The sequence below is a fragment of the Deferrivibrio sp. genome (genome assembly GCF_055117995.1).
Genome location: NZ_JBSQOT010000022.1, coordinates 1 through 25,612 on the forward strand (window position 1 = coordinate 1; position 25,612 = coordinate 25,612).

Annotated in this window: 23 protein-coding genes; 8 read left to right on the plus strand and 15 right to left on the minus strand. The window is 35.4% G+C overall.

Features of this window, described 5'->3' with window-relative positions; translation table 11 throughout:
* The 3 genes from serA to ACTCAF_RS07090 form a co-directional block, all read left to right on the plus strand.
* Window positions 1–1,227 (plus strand): phosphoglycerate dehydrogenase (gene serA / locus ACTCAF_RS07080; RefSeq protein WP_463062600.1); only part of this gene is annotated, 1,227 nt, incomplete at its 5' end.
* Complete coding sequence (locus ACTCAF_RS07085) at window positions 1,227–1,619, plus strand: secondary thiamine-phosphate synthase enzyme YjbQ (RefSeq protein WP_463062601.1); 393 nt, start codon at window positions 1,227–1,229, stop codon at window positions 1,617–1,619. The genes serA and ACTCAF_RS07085, both read left to right, overlap by 1 nt.
* A gap of 30 nt (window positions 1,620–1,649) precedes the next feature.
* Window positions 1,650–4,400: an ATP-binding protein gene (locus tag ACTCAF_RS07090; protein WP_463062602.1), complete on the plus strand. Its 2,751-nt coding sequence runs from the start codon at window positions 1,650–1,652 to the stop codon at window positions 4,398–4,400.
* Here the strand turns inward: ACTCAF_RS07090 and ACTCAF_RS07095 are convergent.
* Entirely contained in the window at window positions 4,386–4,937 is a 552-nt protein-coding gene (locus ACTCAF_RS07095; protein WP_463062603.1) for a helix-turn-helix domain-containing protein, read from the minus strand. The two genes, ACTCAF_RS07090 and ACTCAF_RS07095, sit on opposite strands and share 15 nt — an antisense overlap.
* A gap of 99 nt (window positions 4,938–5,036) precedes the next feature.
* On the opposite strand from ACTCAF_RS07095, the gene ACTCAF_RS07100 reads away from it, so the two are divergent.
* Together ACTCAF_RS07100 and ACTCAF_RS07105 are read left to right on the plus strand one after the other, a co-directional pair.
* Complete coding sequence (locus ACTCAF_RS07100) at window positions 5,037–5,723, plus strand: AzlC family ABC transporter permease (RefSeq protein WP_242819844.1); 687 nt, start codon at window positions 5,037–5,039, stop codon at window positions 5,721–5,723.
* Window positions 5,707–6,045 (plus strand): AzlD domain-containing protein, encoded by a 339-nt coding sequence (locus tag ACTCAF_RS07105; protein WP_463062604.1) that lies wholly within the window; start codon window positions 5,707–5,709, stop codon window positions 6,043–6,045. The genes ACTCAF_RS07100 and ACTCAF_RS07105 overlap by 17 nt, the downstream gene beginning before the upstream one ends.
* On the opposite strand, the gene ACTCAF_RS07110 is transcribed toward ACTCAF_RS07105, so the two are convergent.
* Window positions 6,016–7,488 carry a DNA recombination protein RmuC gene (locus ACTCAF_RS07110; protein ID WP_242819842.1) on the minus strand — a complete coding sequence of 491 codons (1,473 nt, stop codon included), beginning with the start codon at window positions 7,486–7,488 and terminating at the stop codon, window positions 6,016–6,018. The two genes, ACTCAF_RS07105 and ACTCAF_RS07110, sit on opposite strands and share 30 nt — an antisense overlap.
* Window positions 7,489–7,503: 15 nt before the next feature.
* Window positions 7,504–8,970 carry a hypothetical protein gene (locus ACTCAF_RS07115; protein WP_463062605.1) on the minus strand — a complete coding sequence of 489 codons (1,467 nt, stop codon included), beginning with the start codon at window positions 8,968–8,970 and terminating at the stop codon, window positions 7,504–7,506.
* Window positions 8,971–9,114: 144 nt separating this feature from the next.
* Here ACTCAF_RS07115 and ACTCAF_RS07120 point away from each other — a divergent pair, with 144 nt between their 5' ends.
* On the plus strand, window positions 9,115–10,707 hold the full coding sequence (locus tag ACTCAF_RS07120) for a LysM peptidoglycan-binding domain-containing protein (RefSeq protein ID WP_463062606.1): 1,593 nt from the start codon (window positions 9,115–9,117) through the stop codon (window positions 10,705–10,707).
* Here ACTCAF_RS07120 and ACTCAF_RS07125 read toward each other — a convergent pair.
* The 12 genes from ACTCAF_RS07125 to ACTCAF_RS07180 form a co-directional block, all read right to left on the minus strand.
* Window positions 10,704–11,525 carry an ABC transporter permease gene (locus ACTCAF_RS07125; protein WP_463062607.1) on the minus strand — a complete coding sequence of 274 codons (822 nt, stop codon included), beginning with the start codon at window positions 11,523–11,525 and terminating at the stop codon, window positions 10,704–10,706. The genes ACTCAF_RS07120 and ACTCAF_RS07125 overlap by 4 nt on opposite strands.
* Window positions 11,522–12,508 carry an ABC transporter permease gene (locus ACTCAF_RS07130; protein ID WP_463062608.1) on the minus strand — a complete coding sequence of 329 codons (987 nt, stop codon included), beginning with the start codon at window positions 12,506–12,508 and terminating at the stop codon, window positions 11,522–11,524. Before ACTCAF_RS07130 ends, ACTCAF_RS07125 begins: the two co-directional genes overlap by 4 nt.
* Before the next feature lie 7 nt (window positions 12,509–12,515).
* Window positions 12,516–14,156: a peptide-binding protein gene (locus ACTCAF_RS07135; RefSeq protein ID WP_463062609.1), complete on the minus strand. Its 1,641-nt coding sequence runs from the start codon at window positions 14,154–14,156 to the stop codon at window positions 12,516–12,518.
* Window positions 14,156–14,476, minus strand: a complete 321-nt coding sequence (gene secG, locus ACTCAF_RS07140; protein ID WP_463062610.1) for a preprotein translocase subunit SecG — start codon at window positions 14,474–14,476, stop codon at window positions 14,156–14,158. The genes ACTCAF_RS07135 and secG overlap by 1 nt, the downstream gene beginning before the upstream one ends.
* Before the next feature lie 8 nt (window positions 14,477–14,484).
* Window positions 14,485–15,234 (minus strand): triose-phosphate isomerase, encoded by a 750-nt coding sequence (tpiA, locus tag ACTCAF_RS07145; protein ID WP_463062611.1) that lies wholly within the window; start codon window positions 15,232–15,234, stop codon window positions 14,485–14,487.
* 1 nt (window position 15,235) lies between these two features.
* Entirely contained in the window at window positions 15,236–15,604 is a 369-nt protein-coding gene (locus ACTCAF_RS07150) for a bactofilin family protein (protein ID WP_463062612.1), read from the minus strand.
* Window positions 15,601–16,449, minus strand: a complete 849-nt coding sequence (locus ACTCAF_RS07155) for a ParB/RepB/Spo0J family partition protein (protein ID WP_463062613.1) — start codon at window positions 16,447–16,449, stop codon at window positions 15,601–15,603. Before ACTCAF_RS07155 ends, ACTCAF_RS07150 begins: the two co-directional genes overlap by 4 nt.
* Window positions 16,427–17,209: a ParA family protein gene (locus ACTCAF_RS07160; RefSeq protein WP_463062614.1), complete on the minus strand. Its 783-nt coding sequence runs from the start codon at window positions 17,207–17,209 to the stop codon at window positions 16,427–16,429. Before ACTCAF_RS07160 ends, ACTCAF_RS07155 begins: the two co-directional genes overlap by 23 nt.
* A gap of 118 nt (window positions 17,210–17,327) precedes the next feature.
* Window positions 17,328–19,157 carry an amino acid permease gene (locus ACTCAF_RS07165; protein ID WP_463062615.1) on the minus strand — a complete coding sequence of 610 codons (1,830 nt, stop codon included), beginning with the start codon at window positions 19,155–19,157 and terminating at the stop codon, window positions 17,328–17,330.
* A gap of 78 nt (window positions 19,158–19,235) precedes the next feature.
* Window positions 19,236–19,943 carry a FadR/GntR family transcriptional regulator gene (locus ACTCAF_RS07170; protein ID WP_463062616.1) on the minus strand — a complete coding sequence of 236 codons (708 nt, stop codon included), beginning with the start codon at window positions 19,941–19,943 and terminating at the stop codon, window positions 19,236–19,238.
* Window positions 19,906–21,168 (minus strand): (Fe-S)-binding protein, encoded by a 1,263-nt coding sequence (locus ACTCAF_RS07175; protein ID WP_463062617.1) that lies wholly within the window; start codon window positions 21,166–21,168, stop codon window positions 19,906–19,908. Before ACTCAF_RS07175 ends, ACTCAF_RS07170 begins: the two co-directional genes overlap by 38 nt.
* Window positions 21,169–22,545, minus strand: coding sequence for an FAD-linked oxidase C-terminal domain-containing protein (locus ACTCAF_RS07180; protein ID WP_463062618.1), 1,377 nt, complete (start codon window positions 22,543–22,545; stop codon window positions 21,169–21,171). It abuts the gene before it with no gap.
* Window positions 22,546–22,951: 406 nt separating this feature from the next.
* On the opposite strand from ACTCAF_RS07180, the gene ACTCAF_RS07185 reads away from it, so the two are divergent.
* Window positions 22,952–23,443 carry a LutC/YkgG family protein gene (locus ACTCAF_RS07185; protein WP_463062619.1) on the plus strand — a complete coding sequence of 164 codons (492 nt, stop codon included), beginning with the start codon at window positions 22,952–22,954 and terminating at the stop codon, window positions 23,441–23,443.
* A gap of 9 nt (window positions 23,444–23,452) precedes the next feature.
* Window positions 23,453–25,588: an L-lactate dehydrogenase (quinone) large subunit LdhH gene (ldhH, locus tag ACTCAF_RS07190; RefSeq protein WP_463062620.1), complete on the plus strand. Its 2,136-nt coding sequence runs from the start codon at window positions 23,453–23,455 to the stop codon at window positions 25,586–25,588.
* The last annotated feature ends 24 nt before the right edge of the window (window positions 25,589–25,612 follow it).

Consider the following 25,612-nt stretch of genomic DNA (forward strand, 5'->3'; position numbering starts at 1 on the left):
AGAAAAAGATTTATGGGGATACAGCTTTACAACAAGACTTTGGGAATAGTCGGACTTGGTCGTATTGGCAGTAATGTTGCAATCAGAGCCAAAAGCTTTGGTATGAAAGTTATAGCTTATGACCCCTATATAAAAAGGACAAAGGCTGAATCTTTAGGGGTAAAACTATATGACAATCTTGAAGATTTACTTAAAGAGGTCGATGTAATCACTTTTCACACACCACTTACAAACGAAACCCACAATATGATTACAGAGCATCATATCAATTTGATGAAAGACGGAGTAATTATAGTAAACTGCGCAAGAGGAGGAATTGTAAATGAAAATGACCTCTACAATGCAGTAAAAAATGGCAAAGTTTTTTCTGCTGCAGTTGATGTTTTTGAAGAAGAACCTGCTACCGAAAACAAACTTTTGACACTCGACAATATTTTTGTAACCCCCCACATAGGAGCCAACACCCACGAAGGCCAGAAAGGGGTTGCTGTAATAATTTGCGAACAAATCATAAATGCCCTTCATGGAAAATCTTACATAAATGCTGTCAATATACCTTTTATGAAATCTCAGCTACCTGAAGAGCTACAAAATTATTTTGACATTGCCGAAAAAATGGCAAAATTGTCTGCTCAAATAATAAAAGGAAGACCAGAAGAAATTAAGATAACTCTTGTAGGGAAAAAATTTGAAGATGATGTATGTGAAAGGACATTTGATGTACCTTTTTCATATCAGCCTTATACTGTTGCAGCTTTGAAAGGTTTTCTTGAAGTATCCCTTAAAGAGACAATCTCTTACATAAATGCTTCATATTTTGCCAAAGACAGAAATATAACTGTCAGTGAAATAAAAACGGATGTATACAGAAAATATAATGACATTGTTGTACTTAACATAAAAACAGACCAGCAGGAGCTTGTAATTGGGGGTACAGTCTTCTCAGATAATGTAGGCAGAATTATTTTTATCGATGACTTCAGGATTGACATTATACCTGCAGGCACTCTTCTATATTTTAGAAACGTCGACAGACCAGGTGTAATAGGAAAGGTTGGAACAATACTTGGAGAAAACGGTATAAATATTGCGGGTTTTGAACTTTCCAGACAAAAAGGTGGTAATGCAATGGCGTTTGTGTCAGTAGACAACAAAATACCAAAACCTGTAATAGATAAAATAATAGCAATTGATGGGATGATTGAGGCTAAAGTAGTTGAAATCTGATGCTTTTTACTTACGAAATTCAAACAGGCAACAGAGCTGAGCTTGTTGATATTACTTATCTTGTAAATAATGCACTAAAAAAAGCGGGGGTAAAAGACGGCTTTTGCATCGTCTTTACCCCTCACACCACCTGTGCGATAACCATCAACGAAAATGCCGACCCGGATGTAAAAACAGACATACTGAAATTTTTAAATGAAAAAATCCCTCAAAACTATAAATTTAGTCATTTTGAAGGAAACTCAGATGCCCATCTGAAATCATCATTAATTGGTTGCGAACAAAATATTATCATTGAAAACAATGAACTTCTCCTCGGAACATGGCAGGGAGTTTTATTCTGTGAGTTTGACGGCCCTAGGAAAAGAAAAATTCACATAAAATTTATTTGATTTTTCATAATTTTAAGATACAATTTGTCTATGAAAAGATATTTTTTTATTCTCCTTATATTGCTCTTAACTGCTGCAGCTTATGCAGACCATGCCGGATTAAAAGTAGGGGTATGGAATAATCCTCCGTTATCAATAATTAATGAAGATAAGGTTTCAGGACTTGCTCCGGATTTGTTTAAGCATATAGCAGAAGCTGAAGGTATAGATTATCAGTTTACAATAGACACATGGGATTCTCTTTACGAAAAAATTCAGACCGGCGAAATAGATGTGCTGCTGCCAATAGGATATTCGAAAAACAGGTTGTCTATTATGGACTTTTCAGATGAGCCTATTTTTACAAACTGGGGGCAAATAATCACCAATAAAAATGCACAAATAAAATCCATAATAGACCTCAAAGATAAAAAAATAGCCGTAAAAAAGAATGATATTTTTTATGTAGGAGAAAATGGGTTAAAAGATATACTAACATCTTTTCATTTAAGTGTGACTTTTGATGACTCCCATGTAAGCTATCCTGAAATTGCAAAAGTGGTAGCTGAAGGCAATGCTGATGCAGGACTTATAAGCAGAATATACTCCCCTTATATAAAAGACTCAGATATAGAAACAACCAATATAGTCTTAAAACCGATAAACGTACACTTTGCCTTTTCAAAAAATATAGATAAAAATATTGCAGAAAAAATCAATAACAGGCTTAAAAACCTTAAAAGTAACCCAGATTCATTTTATTATGAAAGGTTAAATACCCTTTTTGAACACACAAGTAAAATCAATCAAAAAATATTAAAAATCCTCTATATTCTGGTATTTGTTATATTAATTGCTTTTATAATAATTATTTTATCAAGAATTCAGGTAAAAATAAAAACAAAAGAGCTTAGAGATACCACCAGAATGGCAAATGAATACGCTCACAAACTTAAAACCTTTATCAGCTCAATGCCTGAAGTAGCCTTCGTCCTTGATAGTAATGGGAAATATGTTGAAATATTTACTGAAAATGAAGCTCTGCTTTATGCAAAAAAAGAAGATTTGCTCGGAAAATATATTACAGATATTCTGCCACCGGAAACTGCAAAACTGGCAATGATGGGAATATCTGAGAGCATTAAAAATAAAAAAACCGTCGAATTTGAGTATGAGCTTGATGTGATTGGTGGTAAAAAAACATTTATCGGAAAAATGTCCCCTATTGAAAAATTTGATGAGAATGACTACGTCCTGTTTTTGGCAATAGACATTACTAAAATCAAATCCCTTGAAAGTGAACTTAAACGCTCAAAAGACAGGCTGCAAATCATATTGAAATCAATTGCCGATGCAGTTGTGGTGGTTGATTTGCAGAAAAAAATTACCTTTGTCAACAGGGCATGTGAGAAGATACTTGAAAAAAGTGAACATGAGCTATTAGGAAAGGATTTTTTTGAGGAATTTGACCTGAAAACAGTTCAAAATAAAAACTATGTTGTTCCTTTTGAAGAAATTTTTCATAAAGGGCTTATGGGTAAAGTAATAGTAAACTGCATTCTGACAAACAAAAACGGCAAAAGATTTAATATTGAAGACAGTGTAGCGCCACTGTATGATATAGACAGTAAAATTATTGGCGCTGTATTCATCTTTTCAGATGTAACTGAAAAGATGAAACTTGAAGCAGAAATAATTAAAAATCAACATCTTGAATCACTTGGAAGAATAGCTGGCGGAATAGCTCACGATTTTAACAATTATTTAGCAGCCATAAGCAGTTATGTGAGCATTTGTAAAATAAGTGGTGAAAAACCTGATGAAAGCAAATTAAACTCTTTAGAAAACATTTTAAAAAGGGCCACAGCGCTTACAAAACAGCTTCTTACATTTTCGAAAGGGGGGACACCGGTCATAAAACCAGCAAACATTGTCTATCTTATTGAAGAAACAGTAAAATTTATTCTCACCGGTACTTCTGTAAATCTTACTTTAAAAACGGAAGAAAATCTTCCTCTTGCGCTGATTGATTACGACCAGATTTCGCAGGTAATTTCAAATATTGTAATCAATGCAAGAGATGCCATGAACAATAAAGGGAAATTAGACATTTCCGTCAGCAAAACAACTCTCCCCTCACTTAATCCATATAATCTTGATAAGGGGGACTATATCCTCATATCTATCAGAGACTATGGTCCGGGGATACCTGAAGATATCAAAGATAAAATCTTTGAACCTTTTTTTACTACAAAAGCTGATGGCAATGGTCTTGGGCTTGCTACCTCAGTCTCAATCATAAAAAAGCACGGAGGAAGAATTTCCGTTTATTCCGAAGAAGGAAAAGGTGCAGAATTTGTCATATTTGTTAAAGCTTCTCATGGCTCTTCACAAGAAAATGAAAATGTTGATGCAAATATCGGTATAAAAACTTATAATTTAAATATTTTATATATGGATGATGAGGAATATTTAAGAGATTCTTTAAGTATGCTGCTTGATACTTTGGGTTGCAAGGTAGATATTGCCAAAAACGGCGAAGAGGCAATAGAAAAGGTAAAAAACAATAATTATGATTTGATAATACTTGATCTTACCATAAAGGATGGTATGAATGGGCAGGAAGCAGCAAGCAAAATTCTTGAAATAAAAGAAAATGCTTATCTTGTAGTAACTTCAGGATATTCAAGTGATGACGTAATCAGCAATTACCAGGAATACGGTTTTAAGGATTATCTGAGTAAACCATTCTCACTTGTAAATATTACATCTATATTAGACAATTTTTTAAAAGTACGTTAATACCATCACAGCTTTAAGCATTTTTGATCCAATATTCTCATATACATGGGGATTTTCCGCCATAAAACTGATATATTCCCCTTCGTTGACAATGTAGTCCTGCCCGTCAACATTGATTTTAAGATTGCCTTCAAGTACAGCTATAAACTCCTCTACATTACCTTCATGAGATTCACCCTTATAGCTAATCCCCTCTTGCATCTCCAGAAAATACATTTCAAAAGGTCTTTTAGGGTCAAATGAAATTACAGGGTAAACCCTGTAGCCCCCACCAAGCTCTTCCAGCAAGTTTTTATCCTTTATTTTTCCAACCTTCACATCATTACTGCACTTTGTAAACAATGAAGTAAAGGAGATTTTAAGACCGTTGGCAATTTTCCAGACTGTTGCAATGGTAGGAATAGAATTTCCCGTTTCTATCTGTCTGAGCATACTTTTACTGACCCCTGTAATCTCCGAAAGCTGATCAAGAGTAAGATTTCTTTCAGCCCTTATTTTTTTTAAATTTTCAGATATATCGCTACAAATTTGTTCCATATAACATTCTCCTTGACAATATATTAAACATAGAGTATCTGTTTCATATAGTAACTTTTTGTGCAACATATTGCAAGATATATTTGAAAGGTGATAAATATGAATGATTTTTTGAAAGGGGTAAAAGATGTATCCCCATTTATTACAGGAGTTTCCCCTTTTGGACTTATTTACGGTGTCACAGCGGCAAAATCCGGTTTGTCTTTCATACAGTCATTTACAATGTCACAAATTATTTTTGCCGGTGCATCTCAAATAGCTTTTATTGAGCAGTTAAATAGCAACAGCTCATGGCTCATCATTATTGCTACTGTCTTTATGATAAACTTAAGAATGGCAATGTACAGTGCTTCACTTGCCCCTTATTACAAAGACCTTTCTACGGCCAAAAAGGCCTTTATGTCATATTTTCTTGTAGACCAGGCTTATGCAGTAACCATATCAAAGATAGCAAACGACAAAAGTGTAAATAAATTTAAATATTATATGGGTGCAGGGATAACAATGTGGACTGTCTGGCAGATTTCAACCCTGATTGGAATTTTGTTGGGTACAACAATCCCATCTTCATTTTCTCTGGAATTTGCAATACCCCTTACATTTATGGCAATTTTAGTCAATTTTCTGAAAGAAAAGAGATTTATTATAACTGCCATAGTGTCAGGGGCTTGTATGATATTGTTAAAACAGATTCCGCTTAATTTAGGTTTCTTTGTAGCAGTTTTTGCCGGAGTATTTGCAGGTAAAATTTATAAAAAGGGGATTAAAAATGCAGCTTTACAATAGTATAGATATATGGATTCTTATAGTAATTTGCGGCGTTATCACATTTTTGATAAGGTTTTCTTTTCTCAAATTTGCAAACGACACACTTATTGAAAATATGAAAGAATTTTTGAGCTACATGCCTGCAAGTATTTTTGCGGCAATAATTACAGGTGGGGTTTTTAACAAGGGGATTAACAGTATTTCAGTAGACAACTTCAAAATCTATGCGATGATATTTGCACTTTTTATAGCATACAGGTTCAAAAACATAATACTTACAATCTGCTCAGGACTTGCAGTTTTGTGGGGACTAAATTTCATCAATAGACTTATCAGCTGATATTTCGACATCCTCAAGTGCTTTCTGAATTTTTCTCGTCCTTACACCCACCAAATTATCTATATTATCTCCGGCTTCTTTTATCTTCTTTTGGGCCTTTTCAAGAACATCCCCAAATTTTATAAACTCCGACTTAACAACTGCAAGAAGATTCATAACCTTATGGGCTGATTTTTCCACACTAAGTGTTTTAAATCCCATCTGAAGACTGTTGAGAAATGCGGCCATTGTTGTTGGACCTGTAATCACAACCTTGTAATCTCTTTGTATGCTTTCAAAAAGTCCGTTAATTCTCAAAACTTCCGAATAAAGACCCTCAAAAGGAACAAACATAATGGCAAAATCGGTGGTAAACGGCACTTCTATATATTTGGACGAAATATCTTTTGCCGACTGTTTCACCCTGTTTTCAAGCTGTTTTGTGGCAAGTTGAATCTTCTGCACATCCCCATCCTCGATGCTATCAAGAAGCCTGTAATAATCTTCAACAGGAAATTTTGAGTCAATGGGAAGCCATACCTGACTCTTTTCATCATCCCCCGGCAGCTTTACCGCAAACTCAACAACATCATTGGACGTTGGTTTTGTCTTAACATTTTCTACATATTGGCCTGGATATAAAATCTGTTCCAAAATTCTTTTAAGCTGAACCTCACCAATAATTCCCCTGTTTTTTACATTAGTAAGCGCTCTTTTTAAATCGCCCACGCCATTTGCAAGGCTCTGCATTTCACCAAGACCTTTATGCACCTGCTCAAGACGCTCACTTACCACCTTAAATGAGTTTGACAGTCTCATTTCCAGGGTTTCATGGAGTTTTTCATCAACAGTTTTTCTCATCTCTTCAAGCTTTTTCTCGTTGTCTTCTCTCAGTTTTTCCAGCACTTCCGTTATGGTCCTTCTCATCCGTTCAAGATTTAAATCTACTTTTTCTTCAAAAGATTTCAAAGACTTACCAAGTTCCGATTTTACTTCTCCAAGCTCTGATTTCATAGATAAAGTAAGCTCCTTTATCGTCTTTGAAACCTCTTCTGTAAATTTATCATGAGACTTAATTATCATACTTAAGGATTCTTTTATAATGTTTTGCATTACCAAGCTTCGCTCTTCCCCTTTTTTTACATCTTCAGCAAGCATCTTGTTAAAATCTTCAAATTTATTTCTCTGATTTTCCGTAAGAGCTTCGATATGTCTGCCAATAATTTCTGAAAGATTTTTAAATGAGCTTTGACTTTCCTCTCTAAAATTCCTAAAATTGGAGTTCAAATCTTCCCTAAACTCTTTTAGCCTTGAATTTACGTTTTCATCAAGAGTACTGTTACGAACTTCAAAGGATTCAAGCTTTCTTTTCAAAGAGCCGTATCTGCCAAGTATCAAAATCAATGAAACAAGGTTTATCAATAAAACCAACGCTAACATAAAAGTCAAATAATTAAAACCCATACCCGCCCCTTTTCATCAACTACTTTTCTTAACAATAACATTTTTTTCATCAACGGGGATTTCAATCCTTTTTATCCCCTTTTTAGTCAGAATAAGTCTTACTTTAAACAAAAAGTGTTTTTCCGGTGTTTTGAATTCACCTACAAGGTTTAGATGGTAAGTCTTTGTGGCTCTTATATTTTTAACACTACAATTTTCAATAAAGTAAAGATAGGATTTAGGGTCATCCATTTTCCTTGTAAAATCCTCTATATCAAATCTGATTATATCGTTAATCCCCTCTATTTTATCCTTGAAAGACCTTTTGATGATGTCGTTGTAAAGTTTGATTTTTCTTTCATATTTCAGGACATTTTCACCAAGATACCATGTAGAAAGGCTTGAATGGGTATTTTGCAATCTTTTTGAAATTATATGATCGGGCAACTCCTTATTCTTTAAAAATCTTACCCTCTCCTTGTAAAAACCAAATAGCCAAAACCTTTCAAGGTCATATATTCTGTTTTTATAATCATATACTTTTTTTGACAAAAAAGATTTATCAAAAATTGTCCTGAAAAAGTCTTTTATCCTGTCTTTAAACATATAGCTTATGACAAGGGCTATAAAAAAGGATGTTGTGAAGTTTCCATACTTCATCTGGGCAAAAAAAGCTGCCGCAGTTGCAAAAATCATAGAAATACCTGCTGCAATCGCATATGCAAAATGTCTGAATTCTACATCACCTGATTTCTTTTTTAACTTCAGGAAAAGAATATTATAGAAGTATTTTTTATATACCGAATACTTGTATATCAAAAGTTCATTATTCAAATCATCTTCCGTAGTATAGGACAACCCATTATTTTTTCTGTAGGCCACCTCACTTTGCAAAGCCGTGCTTAATTTTTCACAAAGACCGCTTTGATTTTTTGATAAAATTTCAAACAACCTTATAAGATAGACACTTACAAGAAAGCTTGAATATTCGTCCATAAACTGAAAAAGCTCTTTAATCTTTATATTATTTGTTTCAGGGATAAATCTGTTAAATTTCTTTACAGTCTCCCTGAAGTCTGACACATCTTTTATAAAAATTTCAACTTCATTCTCAGTTACATTGGATTCAGATACAAGTTTTACAAAATCTCTTAGAAAAGACTTGAAACCGCAAATAGTTATTTTAATCTCATAATTTAAGAAATAAAAAAGACTGTCTATTTTTGACTTTTCATTATCAATTTTATCCAACACCTTACAAAGTCGTTCATTTAAATTTCTCAAAGAATCCTTTGGGGTAATAAGTCTGACATAGCTGTATAAGTTTCTGTAAAAGTTTTCCTTTGGATATGAATAACCGTCTATACCTAAGTTTTTAGGCAAAAACAGATATAGGTTTATGTCATATTCTGTTTTTCTCTTCTTCGAATCAATAAGATAGCCAAGTTTGATTTCAAACTGTGATTTGTCGTGTATTCTGATAAGCTCTTTTATATTTTTCATACATTCTCCATAACTCACTATAACATAATATAAAACATATTCAAGATTTATCGGTGTGTAGCACTTCTTTTACAATCAATGATCTACCAATATTAATACAAAAATTATTTGCAAAACTATAAATATTAAAGTATAAAAATACAGATGAGAAGATTTATAGTATTTGTGTCTGTCGCTTTTGTTTTGTTTGCCTGCGTACCGATCAAAAAAACGCAAATTTCATATGTACCAAACACTCAGGCTCCCCAGATGGAGGAAATGTCTGAAAAGCCTAAACCTGCCAAAATCGTAGAAGATTTTTCGCTTGAAAATTTAAAATATCCCTCACCTGCTATAAATGAATATCTTTTTGATGAAAAAGAGCTTTTTCTAAATTATCAGTACATAGTAAAGTCAAAAGAATATGATATCCCCCCTGTGATAACTCCTCGAGTCAGATACTATTTAAATATGTATACCAAAAGATATCCCAACACTTTTCAAAACTACCTTGATAGGTCAAACAAATACATATATCTTGTCAAAGACATACTAAGACGTGAGGGGCTTCCTGCTCAGCTTGCGATACTACCGTTTGCCGAAAGCGGCTATGAAACAGATGCATACTCACCTGTTGGCGCAGGTGGGATGTGGCAATTTATGCCTTCCACAGGAAACATTTATGGACTTGATATCAATTACTGGATTGACGAAAGAAGGGATTTTGAAAAAGCTACAATTGCAGCTGCAAAGCATTTAAAACATTTATATGAAAACTTAGGTGACTGGTATCTTGCAATAGCTGCGTACAATGCAGGCTTTTATAAGGTATATTCAGGGTTGAAAAAATATAAAACAACTGACTTTTTTGAGCTTGCAAAAAAGAGACATTTAAAAGTCGAGACCAAAGATTATGTCCCAAAATTTATCGCTCTTTCCATTATTTACTACAATTATCTTGAATATGGCTTTGAGCCGCCATCGACATCTCCGCTGCTTTATGAAAAAATCAATTTAAAACAACCCGTTAACCTCTACGTAATTGCTGATATGATAAATACAGACATCGATACATTAAAAGAACTAAACCCTGATTTAAAAAAGCCTATAACTCCACCAAATGACGAGTATAGCCTTAAAATTCCATACGGAACAAAATCATATTTGTCTGAAAAAATAGCAAAAATGAGCCCAAAAGAATTGTTGAAAGTGAAAATTTACAAAGCAAAGCAAGGTGAATATGTCGAAAAAATAGCAAAAAAATTCAATTCTGACAAAAATGATATCATGAAAGTAAATGGACTGAAATACAGCAGAATACTTTATAATACTTACCTTTTCATCCCGGAAAAGGATTTTATGAAACAGGCCTATGCGCAAGATTTTATCGATGATGTTAAAATTTATGCACCAAGGGTACATATCGTAAAGAGTGGAGAAAGTCTCTATACAATTGCACACAAATATGGGCTAAGTTTGTATGATGTAATCAAGCTTAATAAAGGTATTAACCCAAGACTCATTAGACCTGGCCAGCCGGTTATAGTTTCTAATGATGAAGACAAAAAGACTGCCAGGAAAAAGAAAAAAACCAATGTAGTCAAAAGAAAACTTCTTGATGGAAAATACACTGTCCAAACAGGTGATACGCTATGGGATATAGCAAAAGAATTCAATACGTCAGTTGAAAAATTAATGAAAATAAACAACTTAGAAACTGCAGAACTTCACCCTGGGAAAAAATTGACTATAAATTAATTGCCAAACTTTTTGGATTTCGGGTCCAGTATATCCCTTAAACCTTCTCCAAGAAGATTATAACCAAGAACAGTTACAAGTATCGCCAATCCTGGATAAAGGGAAAGCCACCAGGCAAACATTATGTTATCTTTTCCGGAAGTTAAAATATTCCCCCAGGAAGGCGTAGGTGGCTGAACACCAAGCCCAAGAAAGCTCAGTGCTGATTCAGTCAAAATTGCTCCCGCAACACCCAGCGTAGCAGTCACAAAAATTGGTGAAGCCACATTGGGCAATATATGCTTAAATAAAATAATACTATTCTTTATCCCCTGCACTTTTGCAGCAATTATATAATTTCTGCTTTTTACACTCATTGTTTCAGCTCTGACAAGCCTTGCCACCCCCATCCAACTCGTAAGCCCAATAATAATCATTACATTTGTCAAAGAGGGTGAAAGAAATGCAATTACAGCAAGAATAAGAAAAAATGAAGGAAAGCAAAGCATTATATCTACAAACCTCATTAATATTATATCTACTATACCTCCAAAATAGCCGGCCACAAGTCCAAGGATTGTTCCGATAGCTATTGAAATAAAAACAGCAACAAAACCTACAAATATAGAAACCCTTGTCCCATAGACAACTCTGCTAAATACATCCCGTCCAAGTTCATCAGTGCCAAAAATATGCTTTGAAGAAGGTGCCTGGAAAATTTCCTTTACATTTATAGAAGTAGGGTCATAAGGAGCAATTAATGGAGCAAAAATAGAAACCAAAATAAAAAATACTACTATCACAAGTCCGCAAATAAAAAGCAGATTGCCTTTTTTCACCCTGCCCTCTTCTTATATCTGATTCTCGGATCAACAACAGCGTACATAATATCTGCAAGCAGATTACCTAAAAGGGTCAAAATAGCACCAATAACAAGTATGCCCATAATAACGGGATAGTCGCGCATCATAACAGATTGATAAAAAAGCTGTCCCATCCCAGGAATACTAAAAATCGATTCAAATATCACACTGCCACCTATAAGACCCGGGACTGACAAACCTATAATTGTCACTACCGGCAAAAGGGCATTTTTCAATGCATGTTTAAATATAATTCGCCCTTCACCAATCCCTCTTGCTCTTGCGGCCACAATATAGTCTTCATTCAGCACATCAAGCATGCTGTTTCTTGCAAATCTGCTAAGACCGGCCAGCGAGCCGAATACAGATAAAAAAACAGGTAAAAATGCATGTTTTATTATATCAATAATTTTTTCAAATAATGTCATTGATTCAAAGTTATATGAAGTAAGTCCAGATATTGGTAAAACACCAACAATTACACCAAAATAGTACATACATAAAAGTGCAAGCCAGAAAGTAGGAATGGCAAAACCCACAAAAACAAAGACTGTCACTGCTTTATCAAAAATTGTATCCCTCAGATAGGCAGACATCACGCCAAGAGGCAATGCTATTGCAAAAACCAACACCATAGATGCAATATTTAACCACAATGTTACAGGAAGTCTCTCCAATATTTTGTCTATTACCTTTTTTCTGTCCTGGGAAAAGGACTCACCAAAATCAAATTTAACAAATTTTTTGAGCCATAAAAAATACTGGATGTAAACAGGTTTATCCAGATTGTACATCTTGATAAACTTTTCCCTTGCTGTTTCGGATATTTTTGGATTCATTGAAGACAAAAACTGAGTGGGGTCCCCCGGAGCAAGATGCACCACTACAAAACTGATAAAGGTAATACCTATTATAAGCGGTACCATCCCAAAAAGCCTTCTTATCAGATATAGCAGCATAGTTTACCTATTGTGTAAAAAAATACTTCCGGTTTTCTTTCTGTACATACCACCTTATAAAGTTATGCATCAGCCCAGCCGGCGCAGGTTCAATATTTTCAAATCTATTGCTGAGAGCAATAAGCGATTCCCCTACATATAAAAAAGTATAAGGCTGCTCTTCAGCCAGAATCTCCTGAATTCTGTCATACATCTTTTTCCTTTTATCAAAGTCAAACTCTACCCTCGCATCTTGAATCAGTTTATCTACTTCGGCATTCTGGAAGCATATAAAGTTTAAATTTTTCCCTTCACATCTTGATGAATGCCATATATCGTACAAATCCGGCTCAAGGGGGATAGTCCATCCCAATATCACAGCATCGAAATTTCTTTTATCTATATATTCATTTATGAATGTTGCCCATTCAAGAATCCTTATATCAACCTTTACACCAATTTTTGCCCAGCTGTTTTGCAATATTTCAGCCACCATGCTCCTTGAAGAGTTACCTTGATTTGTTATAATCGTAAACTTTAACTTCAAATTTCCTTTTTCCAGGATACCATCACCATCTTTGTCAACAAAACCTGCTTCAGATAAAAGTTTTTTTGCCTTTTCAAGATTGTAGTCATATTTCTTAACGTCAGGATTATACCATGGGCTTGTAGGTTTGTACGGTCCGGTCGCCCTTGTGCCTAATCCAAACAACGCTCCTTCAATTATATCGTCTTTTGGTGTTGCATAAGTCAATGCCTGTCTGACCCTTTTATCCTGAAACAATGGATTTTTCAGATTGTAGCCAACGTATGTGTAAGAATTTGAAAGATATTTGTATTTATTGTACCTCTCTTTAAATCTGGGATTGTCTGTTTGTTTTGCATACTGCAAAGGGCTAAGCCCCATCAAATCAATAGTCCCGTTTAAAAGCTCCAGAAACATTGTAGCCGAGTCGGGGATAATCCTGAAAATATACCTTTCTATATTGGGTGAGCCTTCGAAATAGGAAGTATTTGCCACTAAAGTAATTGAATCCCCAGGCTTCCATTCAAAAAATTTATAAGGACCTGTCCCGACAGGTTTTCTTTGTAATGGAGATTTCGTAATTTCAACACCTTTTAAAAGATGGGAAGGCAATATGGAAGTAGTCCAACTTGCAAGCGCCGGAGCGTAAGGAACTTTGTAAAAAACTTTTACAGTGTAATTATCGGGTATTTCAACACGTTCAATTAATCTGAAATCAGAGTCATAAGCTGTGGGTGTCTTGTCATCAACAATAAGCTCATATGTAAATTTCACATCTTCTGAGACAAAAGGAGCTCCATCATGCCATTTTACCCCTTTTCTCAAGTGGAATGTAATTATTTTTTTATCTTCCGATACCTCGTAGCCTTCAGCAAGATCGCCGGTAAGCTTTAAATCTTTATCATACTTCAATAATCCGTTGTAGATAAGACCGGCAACAGAATGCGAAGAGCTATCTGTGGCAAGAATTGGTATCAGATTGCTGGCATCCCCTATCGAACCTTCAACAAGGGCATCGCCAAATTTACTGTCAGAAACGTTGGACTGCCCATTTGACAAACCTTCATTTTTTGCCGAATTATCAGAGCAGCCAGATATTAAAACTATTAAAAAAAGCAGTAAAAGGCTTGCAAGCCTCTTCATTATTTGCTTTCTAAAGGTACTTGTGGTGCTGTATTTTGACCGCCAGCAGGAGCTGCAGTTGCAGGAATCTTATTTGTAATCGATCTACCAGTCCCTTTTGAAGATATAACTGTTAATGCAATTGATGTAAAAAAGAATATGACTACAAGAATAGTTGTAATTTTGTTCATCACATTTGCAGGAGAAACCGAGCCGAAAATATCAGATGACCCTGAGCCAAATGCTTCGCTGAGACTCGACCCCTTGCCTGATTGCAACAACACCGCGATAACCAATAAAATACATACAAAAATATGAAAACCTAAAATAACAGGATACATTTATCACCTCAATAGTTAATTATTTTTATAAAACTTTCCGCTTTCAAACTTGCGCCACCTACAAGCGCACCATCAATATTCTCCATTGCCATAAGCTCAGAGATATTTTCCGGTTTAACGCTACCCCCATACAATATTCTGATACTATCTGCAAGAGCTTTGTTATATTTTTTGGCCAAAAAATTTCTTATTGATTTATGCATGGCTTCCGCGTCGCTGCTGGAGGCAGTTTTTCCCGTGCCGATAGCCCATACAGGTTCATAAGCTATTGTAATATGATTCATATCTATCTCATCAATCCCTTCAAGACCAAGCCCTACCTGAGTGTTGACAACCTCCTCATGAACATCTGCCATCCTCTGCTCCAATGTCTCCCCCACACAAAAAATTATCGGGAATTTTTCCTTTACAGCTGTTTTAATTTTTTTATTAATAAGTTCATCTGTTTCCTTAAATATTATTCTTCGTTCAGAATGTCCCACAATCGAGCCGCTCACACCGATATTTTTCAACATATCGATAGATATTTCACCGGTAAAAGCCCCGGACTTTTCATGATGAACATTTTGAGCAAATATTTTCACTCTTGAATCTTTAAGAAGCTTTACAAGCTCAGGCAAATATACAAAAGAAGGTGCAATGATTACCTCTTTTTCACTTTCATCAAAGTCAATACTTTTCAACCGGTTAACAAGTAAAGCAGCCTCCTCAAGGTTAAGATTCATTTTCCAGTTGCCAGCAATCAAAGCTTTTCTCATTTTACCCCTCATTTTCTGAAGATGTTTTTGTCTTACTCATAACACATTGCCCATCAAAAATAACACCATCTTCAATGACAATTGACGGCGTGTAAATAGTTCCTTTTACATTTGCGGGCTTTAAAAGCTCTACCTTGCTTTCTGCCCTTATTGTCCCGTCAAAATTTCCTGAAATTTTTACCACTCCGGCTTCAATTTCTGCCTTTACACTCCCGGAATTGGCAATAACAAGTGTGTCTTTGGTCTTGACATGCCCTTCAAAATCCCCGTCAATTCTCACAAGTCCGTCAAAAAGCAATGTTCCGTTGAATTTAGTATTTTTTCCCAAAAAGGCATTGATATCAACAGATTCGTTTTTAGGTTTAATCATATTTGTCCCCTTAAATGGTTTATAATTGTGTCCAGCTCTTCATTAGAGCTATATTTTATCTCTATTGTGCCCCCTTTTTTGCCTGTTCGTATATTGACTTTTGTTTTGAAAAAAGATTCAAATTCTTTCTTTATTGACTCTACAAAAATATCAGCTCCTGAATTTTCCATCTTTTTTACTGGAGAAGTTTTTATTCTTTTGACAAGATTTTCTGTTTCCCTTACACTAAGCTTCTTTTTGACAACAGTATTAAAAGCTTCCATAACCTTTAAATGGTCGTCAAGCCCAAGCAATGCCCTTGCATGCCCTTCAGAAATAATATTTTTAGAAAGGGCTTCTGTTATCTCATGGGGAAGTTTCAAAAGTCTTAAAATATTTGCGACAGCACTTCTACTTTTCCCAACAATCTTTGAAAGCTCTTCCTGGGTATATGAAAACTTTTCCATAAGACTTTTATATGCATTTGCAACTTCAATTGGGTTTAAATCTTCCCTTTGAATATTTTCAATCAATGCAAGTTCAAGACGCTCTTTCTCATCGTTTATATCTTTTATAATAACAGGAATTTTCTTAAGGCCAGCAAGTCCGCAAGCCCGCCACCTTCTCTCACCTGCGATTATAAGATATTTATCTTCATGCTTTGTAACAACAATAGGCTGAATCAACCCTTTACTTTTTATCGAATCAGCTAATTCGTTAAGCTTTTCAGAATCAAATATCCTTCTGGGTTGTTTTTCATTTGGAACAATATCAGTAATATCAAGCTCTATAGGTGATTTTCTATTTACCGAATTATCTTTTGGAATGAGACTTTCAAGCCCTCTACCTAACGGATTTTTTCTCATTAATCCTTCCTAAAAGCTCTTTGGCAAGCTCAATATAGCTTTCTGCCCCTTTACATTTTATATCATAATCAATTATAGGCTGCCCATAGCTCGGCGCTTCACTTAGCTTAACATTTCTTGGAATTATGGTTTTAAGCAGTTTTTCCCTAAAATAGCTCCTGACCTGTTTATATACCTCTTTTGAAAGGTTGTTTCTCGGATCATACATAGTAAGTAAAATACCCTCAAGCTCCAAATCCTGGTTTAAACTTTCCCGTATAAGTTTTACTGTATTTAAAAGCTGGCTCAAACCTTCAAGTGCATAATATTCACACTGAAGAGGTATCAAAACACTGTCAGCTGCAGTAAGTGAATTTACTGTCAAAAGCCCCAATGAAGGGGGGCAGTCAATTATTATTACATCATAATTGTCTTTTACATTTTCAAGACATCTTTTAAGTCTTGTCTCCCTTGATAAAACAGTCACCAACTCAATCTCTGCTGCAGTAAGGTCAATTTTACTCGGGACAAGGGATAAGTTTTCGATTTTTGTATCAAGAATAATATCACTCAGAGAAGCATTGCCAATAATAATATCATAAACACTCTTTTCAAGCTCGGAAGGTATAAACCCAAGCCCGCTTGTAGCATTCCCCTGAGGGTCCATATCCACCAGTAAAACCCTTGCCTCAGCAAAAGCCAAGGCTGCAGCAAGATTAACACTTGTTGTAGTTTTACCAACGCCACCTTTTTGATTTGCAACTGCTATAATTTTTCCCATAACTTTATACATTTAAATTATTAATACCCAAAAATCAAGTTAAACAAGGTTTGTATAAATATATTTTTAGACAAAAGTTGTCAAAACTTTTTTTGCACCCTTCGTTTTTATTCCCCAATTACCTTTGTCTTTTGCTTAACATAACAATATCTTTCAAAACTTGAGGGTTTTTTGCTTCCATCCATTTTTTATAAAAATCTTTGCCATTTACAACCTGCGCTATTGCCGATAAAGCCTTAAGATGAAAATTCCTTTCATCTCTGCTTCCAATAAGCACAAAAATCACATTGATTTTCTTATTTTCCTCAAAAACTACCCCTTCTTTATTTCTTACAATAACCACATCAAATATTTTCTCCCCCTCAACTATTACGTGAGGAATGGCAATATTATCCCCAAGAACGCTGGAGTATCTTTTTTCTTTGTCACACAGCAGGTTGTAAACTTCATCACCCGAAAGACCAATCCTCTGGCCAAGTTTTTCTGAAATTTCCTTATAAAGCTCTTCATATGTCATTCTGCTTTCAAAATCAAAAACAAGTGCTTTTTTTACAAGTTTGTCAAATCTATCCTCTTTAATTGAGTCTCTTTCCTTTAAAATATTCCGAAGCTCTTTTTCAAGCCTTATTCCCGTCAATTCCTTATTTAAAATTCTTTCGATAACATGTAGCAGGGCATATTCCTGGTTATTTTTTGCTCTTCCATATAAAATATATACAAAAAAGCTGATTATCATAAAAACCACTGTTGCAATTATTGCTTCAAGTCCTATTTCATAAATAAGAAAAAGATAAAAAACTATCCCTGCAATTTGCAGGTAAGGATACATAGGTGCCCTGAATTGAGGCTTATAGTTTGTAAGCCTGCTTTCTCTCATTACTATAACTGAAAAATTAGCCAAAATATATGTAAGTATAAGGGAGGTGGAAGCCACTTCTACTAACAGATTCAAATTTAAAAATAATCCTGAAATTACTATTAGACCGGTAACAATTATTGAAACAAAAGGTGTCTTATATTTTGCCGATAATTTCTGGAAAGTCTTTGGAAACATGTTGTCTCTGCTTAATGCATATGGATACCTTGATGCCGACATTATCCCTACATTTGCAGCTGAAGTAAATGCAATAATTGCAGCTATGGAAAGCAATACTTTTCCTTTTACCCCCATTGAAGCAGATGCAGCATCGGAAATAGGTGTCAAGGAATTAAAAAGATTCTCTCCGGGCAAAACTCCTACAGTAACAAAAACTATTAATGTATATAATACTGATACAGTTAAAAGCGCACCGATTAACCCCTTTGGAATCATCCTCGAGTCTCTGGTCTCCTCAGCAAGACTTGCTACTTTTAAAAGTCCTCCATAGGAGACAAATACGAAACCTGATGCAGATAAAATCCTGGATATATCAAAGTCTTTGATAAATGTAGAGTAATTACCAAAATCAATTTTGCCAGCACTACTTAAAAAAAAGTAAGATAAAATTGCAAACAGGAGCAAAACCAAGACCGATTGAGCCTTTCCTGCCTTACTGACGCCTAAGTAGTTTATAATTAAAAAGACCAAACAGATAAGAATAGCTATTAATTTTGGATTCAAACTAAAAATTATTTCAGAATAAACAGACAGACCTATCAGGGCAAATGTTGCCTTAAATATAAGGGAAAACCAGCTTAAAATACCTGCAACAGTACCTACACCTGCCCCTAAACTTCTTGTAACAAAAAAATATCCACCACCAGCCTTTGGCATCGCCGTAACAAGCTCCGAAATACTCAAAACCCCTGGAATAGACATTAATCCAGCAAACAGATAGGCAATCGACACAGTGGTGCCACACATACCATATGCAATACCCGGCAGCAAAAATACCCCGGAGCTTACCATTGAGCCAATAGCAATAGAATATATATCAATTAATTTCAGACCTTTTTCAAGCTTACTCATAATAATTCAATACCAGACTAATTAATTATTTTCAAGGAATGAATATAATGCAGAAAAAATTACTAAGGCAAAGAAATTTTACTTTTTAAAAACCTTATTAAGCTCTTTAACAATATAATCCATATGCAGATTCATAGCATTGTAAGCCGCCAGTGGCTTGCCTTCTCTTATCGCATTAAATATTGCCGAATGCTGATTGAAAAGCTCCTCGTGACTCTTTTCATCGGTATACATTCTTGAGCGAACTTCAAAGCTTACTTTTTCTATCCATTCGTAAATATTGTTCATAATATGGATTAGAAGAACATTGTGGGTGGCATAACTTATTGTGGAATGAAAATTTGCATCAGGAATGTAACCTATCTGACCGTAATCCTTGGCATCTTTCATCTCATTTAAATATTCTTGCATCTGGGCTATCTCTTTATCCGTAGCCCTTTCAGCGGCAGTGTAAGCTGCCCATGTCTCAAGAATTCGCCTTACTTCCATAAGATCAAAAATTGCATTATCCTTTTTTGCAAATTCTTCCAAAAAACCGTCGAAAGAGTCAGAAGTAGCCGATTTAACATAAGTACCATCACCTTGGATTTGTTCAAGAAACCCCTTAGCCTCAAGTTTTTGCAATGCTTCTCTCAAAGAAGGTCTGCTTACTCCTATACTTGCAGCCAATTCCCTTTCAGGAGGTAATTTTTCACCTGGCTTTAATTTTCCCGAAACAATAAGACCCTTTATTTGCTCATAAATTTCATCACTGACCTTTTTCGGTTTTATCTTTTGAAATACCACTTTTCACAATCTCCCTTGCATAGTACACAATCGGATGCTCAACTTTTGCATTGCTTCCTGATTCAACAATAGCATCAGTTAATTGCATAGCACATCCAGGGCAGGGTGTAAACAATTTTTCAATACCTTTGCTTTTTACTTCAAAGGCTTTACTCATCCCCACCGCCTTCGAATCATCATATTTTTTCATATTAAAAGTACCACCAAAACCGCAGCAGCTCTGATTTTCAAGTGTAATATTTTCACCTTTAATATTTTTTGCAACATGGCTTTTAAGTCTTTCTTTTTTTGTAGACCTGTAATGGCAAGGGATGTGGGTAGTATATCTCTCATTTAATTTTACTTCGAAATTAACACCCAAAACTTCATCCAAAAACATCAATATGTCAAAAAATGGCTTATTTGCAATTATGCCCGTAACTTTGGGTCCCATCTCACTAAGCGCATACTGACATGTAGGACAGCATGTAATTACATACTCACAATCTATGTCATTAATATGATTCAGATTTTCATCTACCATCTTTTTATAAGTCTCAATCTCGCCAAGTGTCGCAGCAGGGATACCGCAACATTTGTTTATTTCCGGTACATAAACAGTAACGCCAAAATGATTAAGAACACTTATAATTGCTTCTCCCCATTCAGGGAAAAGAAAATTTGCTGCACAGCCTGGATAAAAGTAAACTTTCATCTTTTCATTATCAGCTTTGTGCAATCCCCCATGGGTCTTTGTAAAAGGTTTTGATGCCACCTGTTTTATGTTTCTTTTGGAAAAAGAGCCCAATAGTGGTTTAAAAATATCATCTTTTACCCTTTTGGCTCCAAATTTAAGTCCAATGTGCATAAGCGGAGCAACTCTTGCCAGAAGATCCGGCTTTTCCATAACTATTTTTAAAACAACCTTCCCCCACGATGGCAGTTTTTCTATTTTCCTCAATACTGCTTTAGCTCTTAAAAATATCTCATCTGTTTTCACTCCGCTTGGGCAATTTTCCTTGCATCTTCCGCACAATATACAGTAATCAAGGTGTTTTAAAATACTGCCTGCCTTGTCAAGACGCCCCTCATATACCGATTCGATAAGAGAAATTTTGCCTCTTGCAACAGCACTTTCATTTAAATCTTTTTGATAAAGCGGACAGTGTGCCTGGCATGTACCACATTTCATACACTGCAGCACAAGCTCTTCCAGCTCTTTTAACTCTTTTATCAAATCTTCCATCTAAAGCCCCATCTTTTGAGGATTCAAAAGGTTGTAAGGGTCAACACCTTTTTTAAGTTTTTTCATGTATTCTATAGTCCCTCTGCCTACTTCCATTTCAAGGTATTTGGCTTTTGCAAATCCTACCCCATGCTCACCACTCAATGTCCCTTCAAGTTCAAGTGCCTTAGCAAATATCTCGTCGATTGCTTTTTCAACCCTTAGCATCTCATCTTTATCTCGTTTGTCCGTAAGAATTGTCGGGTGAAGGTTACCATCGCCTGCATGTCCAAAAGTCCCGATTGTGAGATTGTATTTTTTTGTTATATCCTGAATTGCCCTCATCATGCCAGGAATTTTACTCCTGACCACAGTTGCATCTTCCAAAATAAGAGTTGGCTTTAGCCTTGCAAGGCTGCTTAAAGCTTTCCTCCTTGCCTCCCATAGTCTGTTTTTATCCTCAACCGTCTCAGCTATTTTTATATTTCCTTTGAGATTTTCGCATATTTTTTTAACAACTTCAAAATCATCCATAACCTGCCCTTCGTGACCATCAAGTTCAATCAGCAAAAGGGCATCTGCAGCTGTGGGAAGACCTATTTTGGTAGCATCTTCCACTGTTTTTATCGTAAAATTATCCAGCAACTCAAGAGTAGCAGGTAAAATTTTAGCAGCAATAATTTCAGACACAGTCTCACAAGCCTTGATAATATCATCATAAATAACGAGCATTGACCTGCTAAACTTTGGCTTTGGTATAAGTTTTAAAACAAATTTTGTCATTACTCCCAGTAAACCTTCGGAAGAGACCATTAGGCCGGGCAGATTAAATCCTGTCACAAGTTTTACAGTTTTACCTCCCCCTTTTACATAATTGCCGTCCATATCAAAAAAATTCACACCCATCAAATAATCTTTGGTAACGCCGTATTTTAAGCCTCTGAGCCCTCCTGCATTTTCAGCAACATTTCCACCTATAGTCGAAATATTCATACTTCCTGGGTCAGGCGGATAAAAAAGTCCATTTTTTACAGCGGCATTAGCCAAATTAGCTGTAACAACACCTGCTTCTACAACCGCATACATATCGTTTTCATTTATTTCCAAAATTTTATTCAGTCCTGTTGTGAGCAGTACACACCCTTTTTTAACAGGCACAGTGCCACCACTTAAATTTGTGCCGGCGCCCCTTGTTACAAGGGGGATATTTTCATTTTTACAGAGAGTTATAATCTGTTTAATTTGCTCTTCATTCTTAGGCTTTACCACAATATCAGGCTGGACAGGCTCAGCAGAAAATGCATCATAACTGTAACACATCGTATCTTCAGGCTTTGTAAAATAACCTCCCTGGCCCAGAATCTCTTCAAATTTTTTAACCAAAGATTTGCTTAGCATCTAATACCTCAAATTATTTATTTAAATACTAAATTTGGCAGCCACGTAATTATCTCAGGGAAAATTATGCAAAGCGCAAGGCCAATTAGCTGTAACAAAACAAATGGTACAATACCTTTGAATATATATCCCATTCTCATACTTACAGGAAACCTCCCTTGCTTACTGGCAAAACATCTTTATGGTCTTACCAATTACCAAAATACAAAAAACATGTCAATAAAAAAATTTTTATTTATTCATTTTTTAGAAAATTGTTTTATAGTAAATCAAAAATTTATTTAATTATTTCATTGTGTTACACAATGAACAAATATTTTGCTCCAAATGCCTTAAATTATATAAAATTGTTGACATGTCGCCAATTTCTGAATATATTGGTAAAACCAATTTGAAGGAGTCCACTATGATCAGCATTGACACCGAGCTGAACAAATTTATTGAAAAAAGCGAAGCAGTCCAAACAAAATGCACGGTTTTAAAAAAAGATGACCTAAAAACAATTTTAAAGGACGGAAATTTTGATTATATCAAGTTGAATACGCCATTTAAAACTTATTCAAAAGATTGTGAATTCACTGAATCAGGCGTATCAAAATCAATTGTAAATGCTGACTTTGCAATTGCAGAAACAGGGACGCTTGTAATTAACAGCGAAAACGAGCAGCTGAGACTTGCCACTATGGTCTCTGAAAGCCTATCAGTCGTTGTTTACAAATCAAACATAGTCTCTAAACTTGAAAACATAATATCTTTTATGAATGAGTCCACTTCCAGGGAAAACGCTTATATAGCTTTTATCACAGGACCAAGCAGGACAGCAGATATCGAAAGAGTGCTTACAATTGGGGTGCATGGGCCTGTTGAATTAATTTGCTACATAATAGAAGATTTATAGGAGCCAGTGATGAGTATAAAAACAAAAGTAAAAGAAAAGCTTAACGATAAAATTCTATATTCAAATCTTAAAACCTTTGCGGAAAACTATAAAGTTTCCAGAGCAAATGCGCTTTCAGGCCTCGACTTTTTCAAGCTAAGACATGACATTTACAAATCTAAAGACTTTACCAAAGATGAAATTTTATCCCTTTTCGAAGAATTTAAGTCAAATGTAGAAAAATCAGGCTGTACTGTTTTGCATGCCGAAGATGCAGCCTCAGCAAATAAACTGATTGCAGATATATGCAAAAAACATAGTGCAGAATACATAGTAAAATCAAAATCCATGACCAGTGAAGAGATTAAACTGAATGATTATCTTGAAAAGCAAGGGCTGAAACCTGTGGAAACAGATCTTGGAGAATGGATTTTACAAATTGCAGGGGAGCACCCATCCCATATGGTCATGCCCGCTATTCACAAGACAAGACAACAGGTTGCAAAGGTTTTCGAAAAGCATACCGGCGAAAAAATTGACCCGGATGACATCAACAAAATGGTCAAAATTGCAAGAAAATATCTAAGAGAGTTTTATTTTAAAGCCAAGGTTGGTATCACAGGCGCAAACATAGCAATTTCATCTTCTGGAACCATAGGGATAGTTACAAACGAAGGGAACGCAAGACTGTCTTCAACCGTTCCTCCTGTGCATATTGTACTGGTGGGATATGAAAAGCTTGTCAAAAACTTTTCAGATGCAATGAAAATTATCAGGCTGTTACCCAAAAGCGCCACCGGTCAAAACATAAGCACATACGTGACATGGATAAAAGGCTCAAACCCTTCATTTAAGAGTGAAACAGGGAAAAAGCATACATATTACATCTTCCTGGACAACGGAAGGCTCAGTTTTTTGGATCACCCTTTTTTAAAAGATGCTCTTAAATGTATAAGATGCGGCTCATGTGCAAACGTATGCCCTGCTTATGAAATGGTGGGTGGGCATGTTTTTGGAGATATCTATATAGGCGCAATTGGACTTATTTTGACATCAATGCTCCACGATGAAAAGAAAGCGAAGGAGATTCTAAGTCTTTGTATCGGCTGCAAAGCCTGCTCATATAACTGCCCGGCAGGAATTGACCTGCAATCTATAATTTCCGACCTGAATGTTTATATGGGGCAAAAATACTCAATTAACCCTGCAAAAAAGTTTGTATATTCCGCCGTATTAAAAAATCCATCCGTTTTTAAGTCTGCTATGAAAGTTGCGAGCATTATTCAGAAACCTCTTCTTGATGAAACAAAGGAAAATATAGGCAAGCTGCCAATATTGTCAGATGAGCATAATTTCAGAAAACTTCCTTCTGTAAAAGAAAAAACTTTTAGCCAGATGTTTAAGCAAAATAATTTTGATAAATTCAATTCTTCAAAAAAGGTTTTCTTTTATCCGGGGTGTGCCGTTGAATATTTTTTCCCTGAAATGGGCACAAAAATGGTTCAATTGCTCCAGAAGGCAGGATTTCAGGTAGATATTCCTGATACACAGGTCTGTTGCGGGCTACCAGCAATTCACTCCGGTGACGGAAAAAGCGGCAAAAAAACTATCTTAAAAAATTTAAAGTATATGGGAAACCCTGAAGAGTATGAGGCGTTTCTTGTACTTTGCCCAAGCTGTGGAATGGCAATAAAAGAGGATTTTAAAAAATACACTCTCGAGTATATATCCGAATTCAAAAAATCTGAGAAAATTGCAAATAAAGTCACGTCACTTGCAGACTTTTTGAATAAAAACAACATCAGGCTTAAATATGATGATAATAAAAAGATTACATATCATACCCCATGTCATCAGGGCAGAGGCTTAGGATTTGTGCCGGAAGATTTTTTAAAGGAAACATTCGGAGAAAATTTCATACCCTTAAAGGATAGCAATGTCTGTTGCGGTTTTGGTGGGTCATTTTCCGTTGAATATCCCGGCATTTCTTCAGGGATATTAAATAAAAAAATAGAAAACATAAAGGATACAAAAGCCGATATTCTCCTCACCGACTGCCCGGGATGTGTCATGCAGATTGACGGCGGGTTGAAAAAGCAAAATATCAATGTTAAAGTTGCGCACTTAAGTGAAATATTTAATGAGTTAGATATAGAAAAAAATTAAAAAGTGTTTGGCATTATCCTGACA

Coding starts and splice junctions, on each gene's coding strand:
- ACTCAF_RS07085 (WP_463062601.1), top strand. CDS start 1,227: ATGCTTTTTACTTACGAAATTCAAACAGGCAACAGAGCTGAGCTTGTT.
- ACTCAF_RS07090 (WP_463062602.1), top strand. CDS start 1,650: ATGAAAAGATATTTTTTTATTCTCCTTATATTGCTCTTAACTGCTGCA.
- ACTCAF_RS07095 (WP_463062603.1), bottom strand. CDS start 4,937: ATGGAACAAATTTGTAGCGATATATCTGAAAATTTAAAAAAAATAAGG.
- ACTCAF_RS07100 (WP_242819844.1), top strand. CDS start 5,037: ATGAATGATTTTTTGAAAGGGGTAAAAGATGTATCCCCATTTATTACA.
- ACTCAF_RS07105 (WP_463062604.1), top strand. CDS start 5,707: ATGCAGCTTTACAATAGTATAGATATATGGATTCTTATAGTAATTTGC.
- ACTCAF_RS07110 (WP_242819842.1), bottom strand. CDS start 7,488: ATGGGTTTTAATTATTTGACTTTTATGTTAGCGTTGGTTTTATTGATA.
- ACTCAF_RS07115 (WP_463062605.1), bottom strand. CDS start 8,970: ATGAAAAATATAAAAGAGCTTATCAGAATACACGACAAATCACAGTTT.
- ACTCAF_RS07120 (WP_463062606.1), top strand. CDS start 9,115: ATGAGAAGATTTATAGTATTTGTGTCTGTCGCTTTTGTTTTGTTTGCC.
- ACTCAF_RS07130 (WP_463062608.1), bottom strand. CDS start 12,508: ATGCTGCTATATCTGATAAGAAGGCTTTTTGGGATGGTACCGCTTATA.
- ACTCAF_RS07135 (WP_463062609.1), bottom strand. CDS start 14,156: ATGAAGAGGCTTGCAAGCCTTTTACTGCTTTTTTTAATAGTTTTAATA.
- secG (WP_463062610.1), bottom strand. CDS start 14,476: ATGTATCCTGTTATTTTAGGTTTTCATATTTTTGTATGTATTTTATTG.
- tpiA (WP_463062611.1), bottom strand. CDS start 15,234: ATGAGAAAAGCTTTGATTGCTGGCAACTGGAAAATGAATCTTAACCTT.
- ACTCAF_RS07150 (WP_463062612.1), bottom strand. CDS start 15,604: ATGATTAAACCTAAAAACGAATCTGTTGATATCAATGCCTTTTTGGGA.
- ACTCAF_RS07155 (WP_463062613.1), bottom strand. CDS start 16,449: ATGAGAAAAAATCCGTTAGGTAGAGGGCTTGAAAGTCTCATTCCAAAA.
- ACTCAF_RS07160 (WP_463062614.1), bottom strand. CDS start 17,209: ATGGGAAAAATTATAGCAGTTGCAAATCAAAAAGGTGGCGTTGGTAAA.
- ACTCAF_RS07165 (WP_463062615.1), bottom strand. CDS start 19,157: ATGAGTAAGCTTGAAAAAGGTCTGAAATTAATTGATATATATTCTATT.
- ACTCAF_RS07175 (WP_463062617.1), bottom strand. CDS start 21,168: ATGGAAGATTTGATAAAAGAGTTAAAAGAGCTGGAAGAGCTTGTGCTG.
- ACTCAF_RS07180 (WP_463062618.1), bottom strand. CDS start 22,545: ATGCTAAGCAAATCTTTGGTTAAAAAATTTGAAGAGATTCTGGGCCAG.
- ACTCAF_RS07185 (WP_463062619.1), top strand. CDS start 22,952: ATGATCAGCATTGACACCGAGCTGAACAAATTTATTGAAAAAAGCGAA.
- ldhH (WP_463062620.1), top strand. CDS start 23,453: ATGAGTATAAAAACAAAAGTAAAAGAAAAGCTTAACGATAAAATTCTA.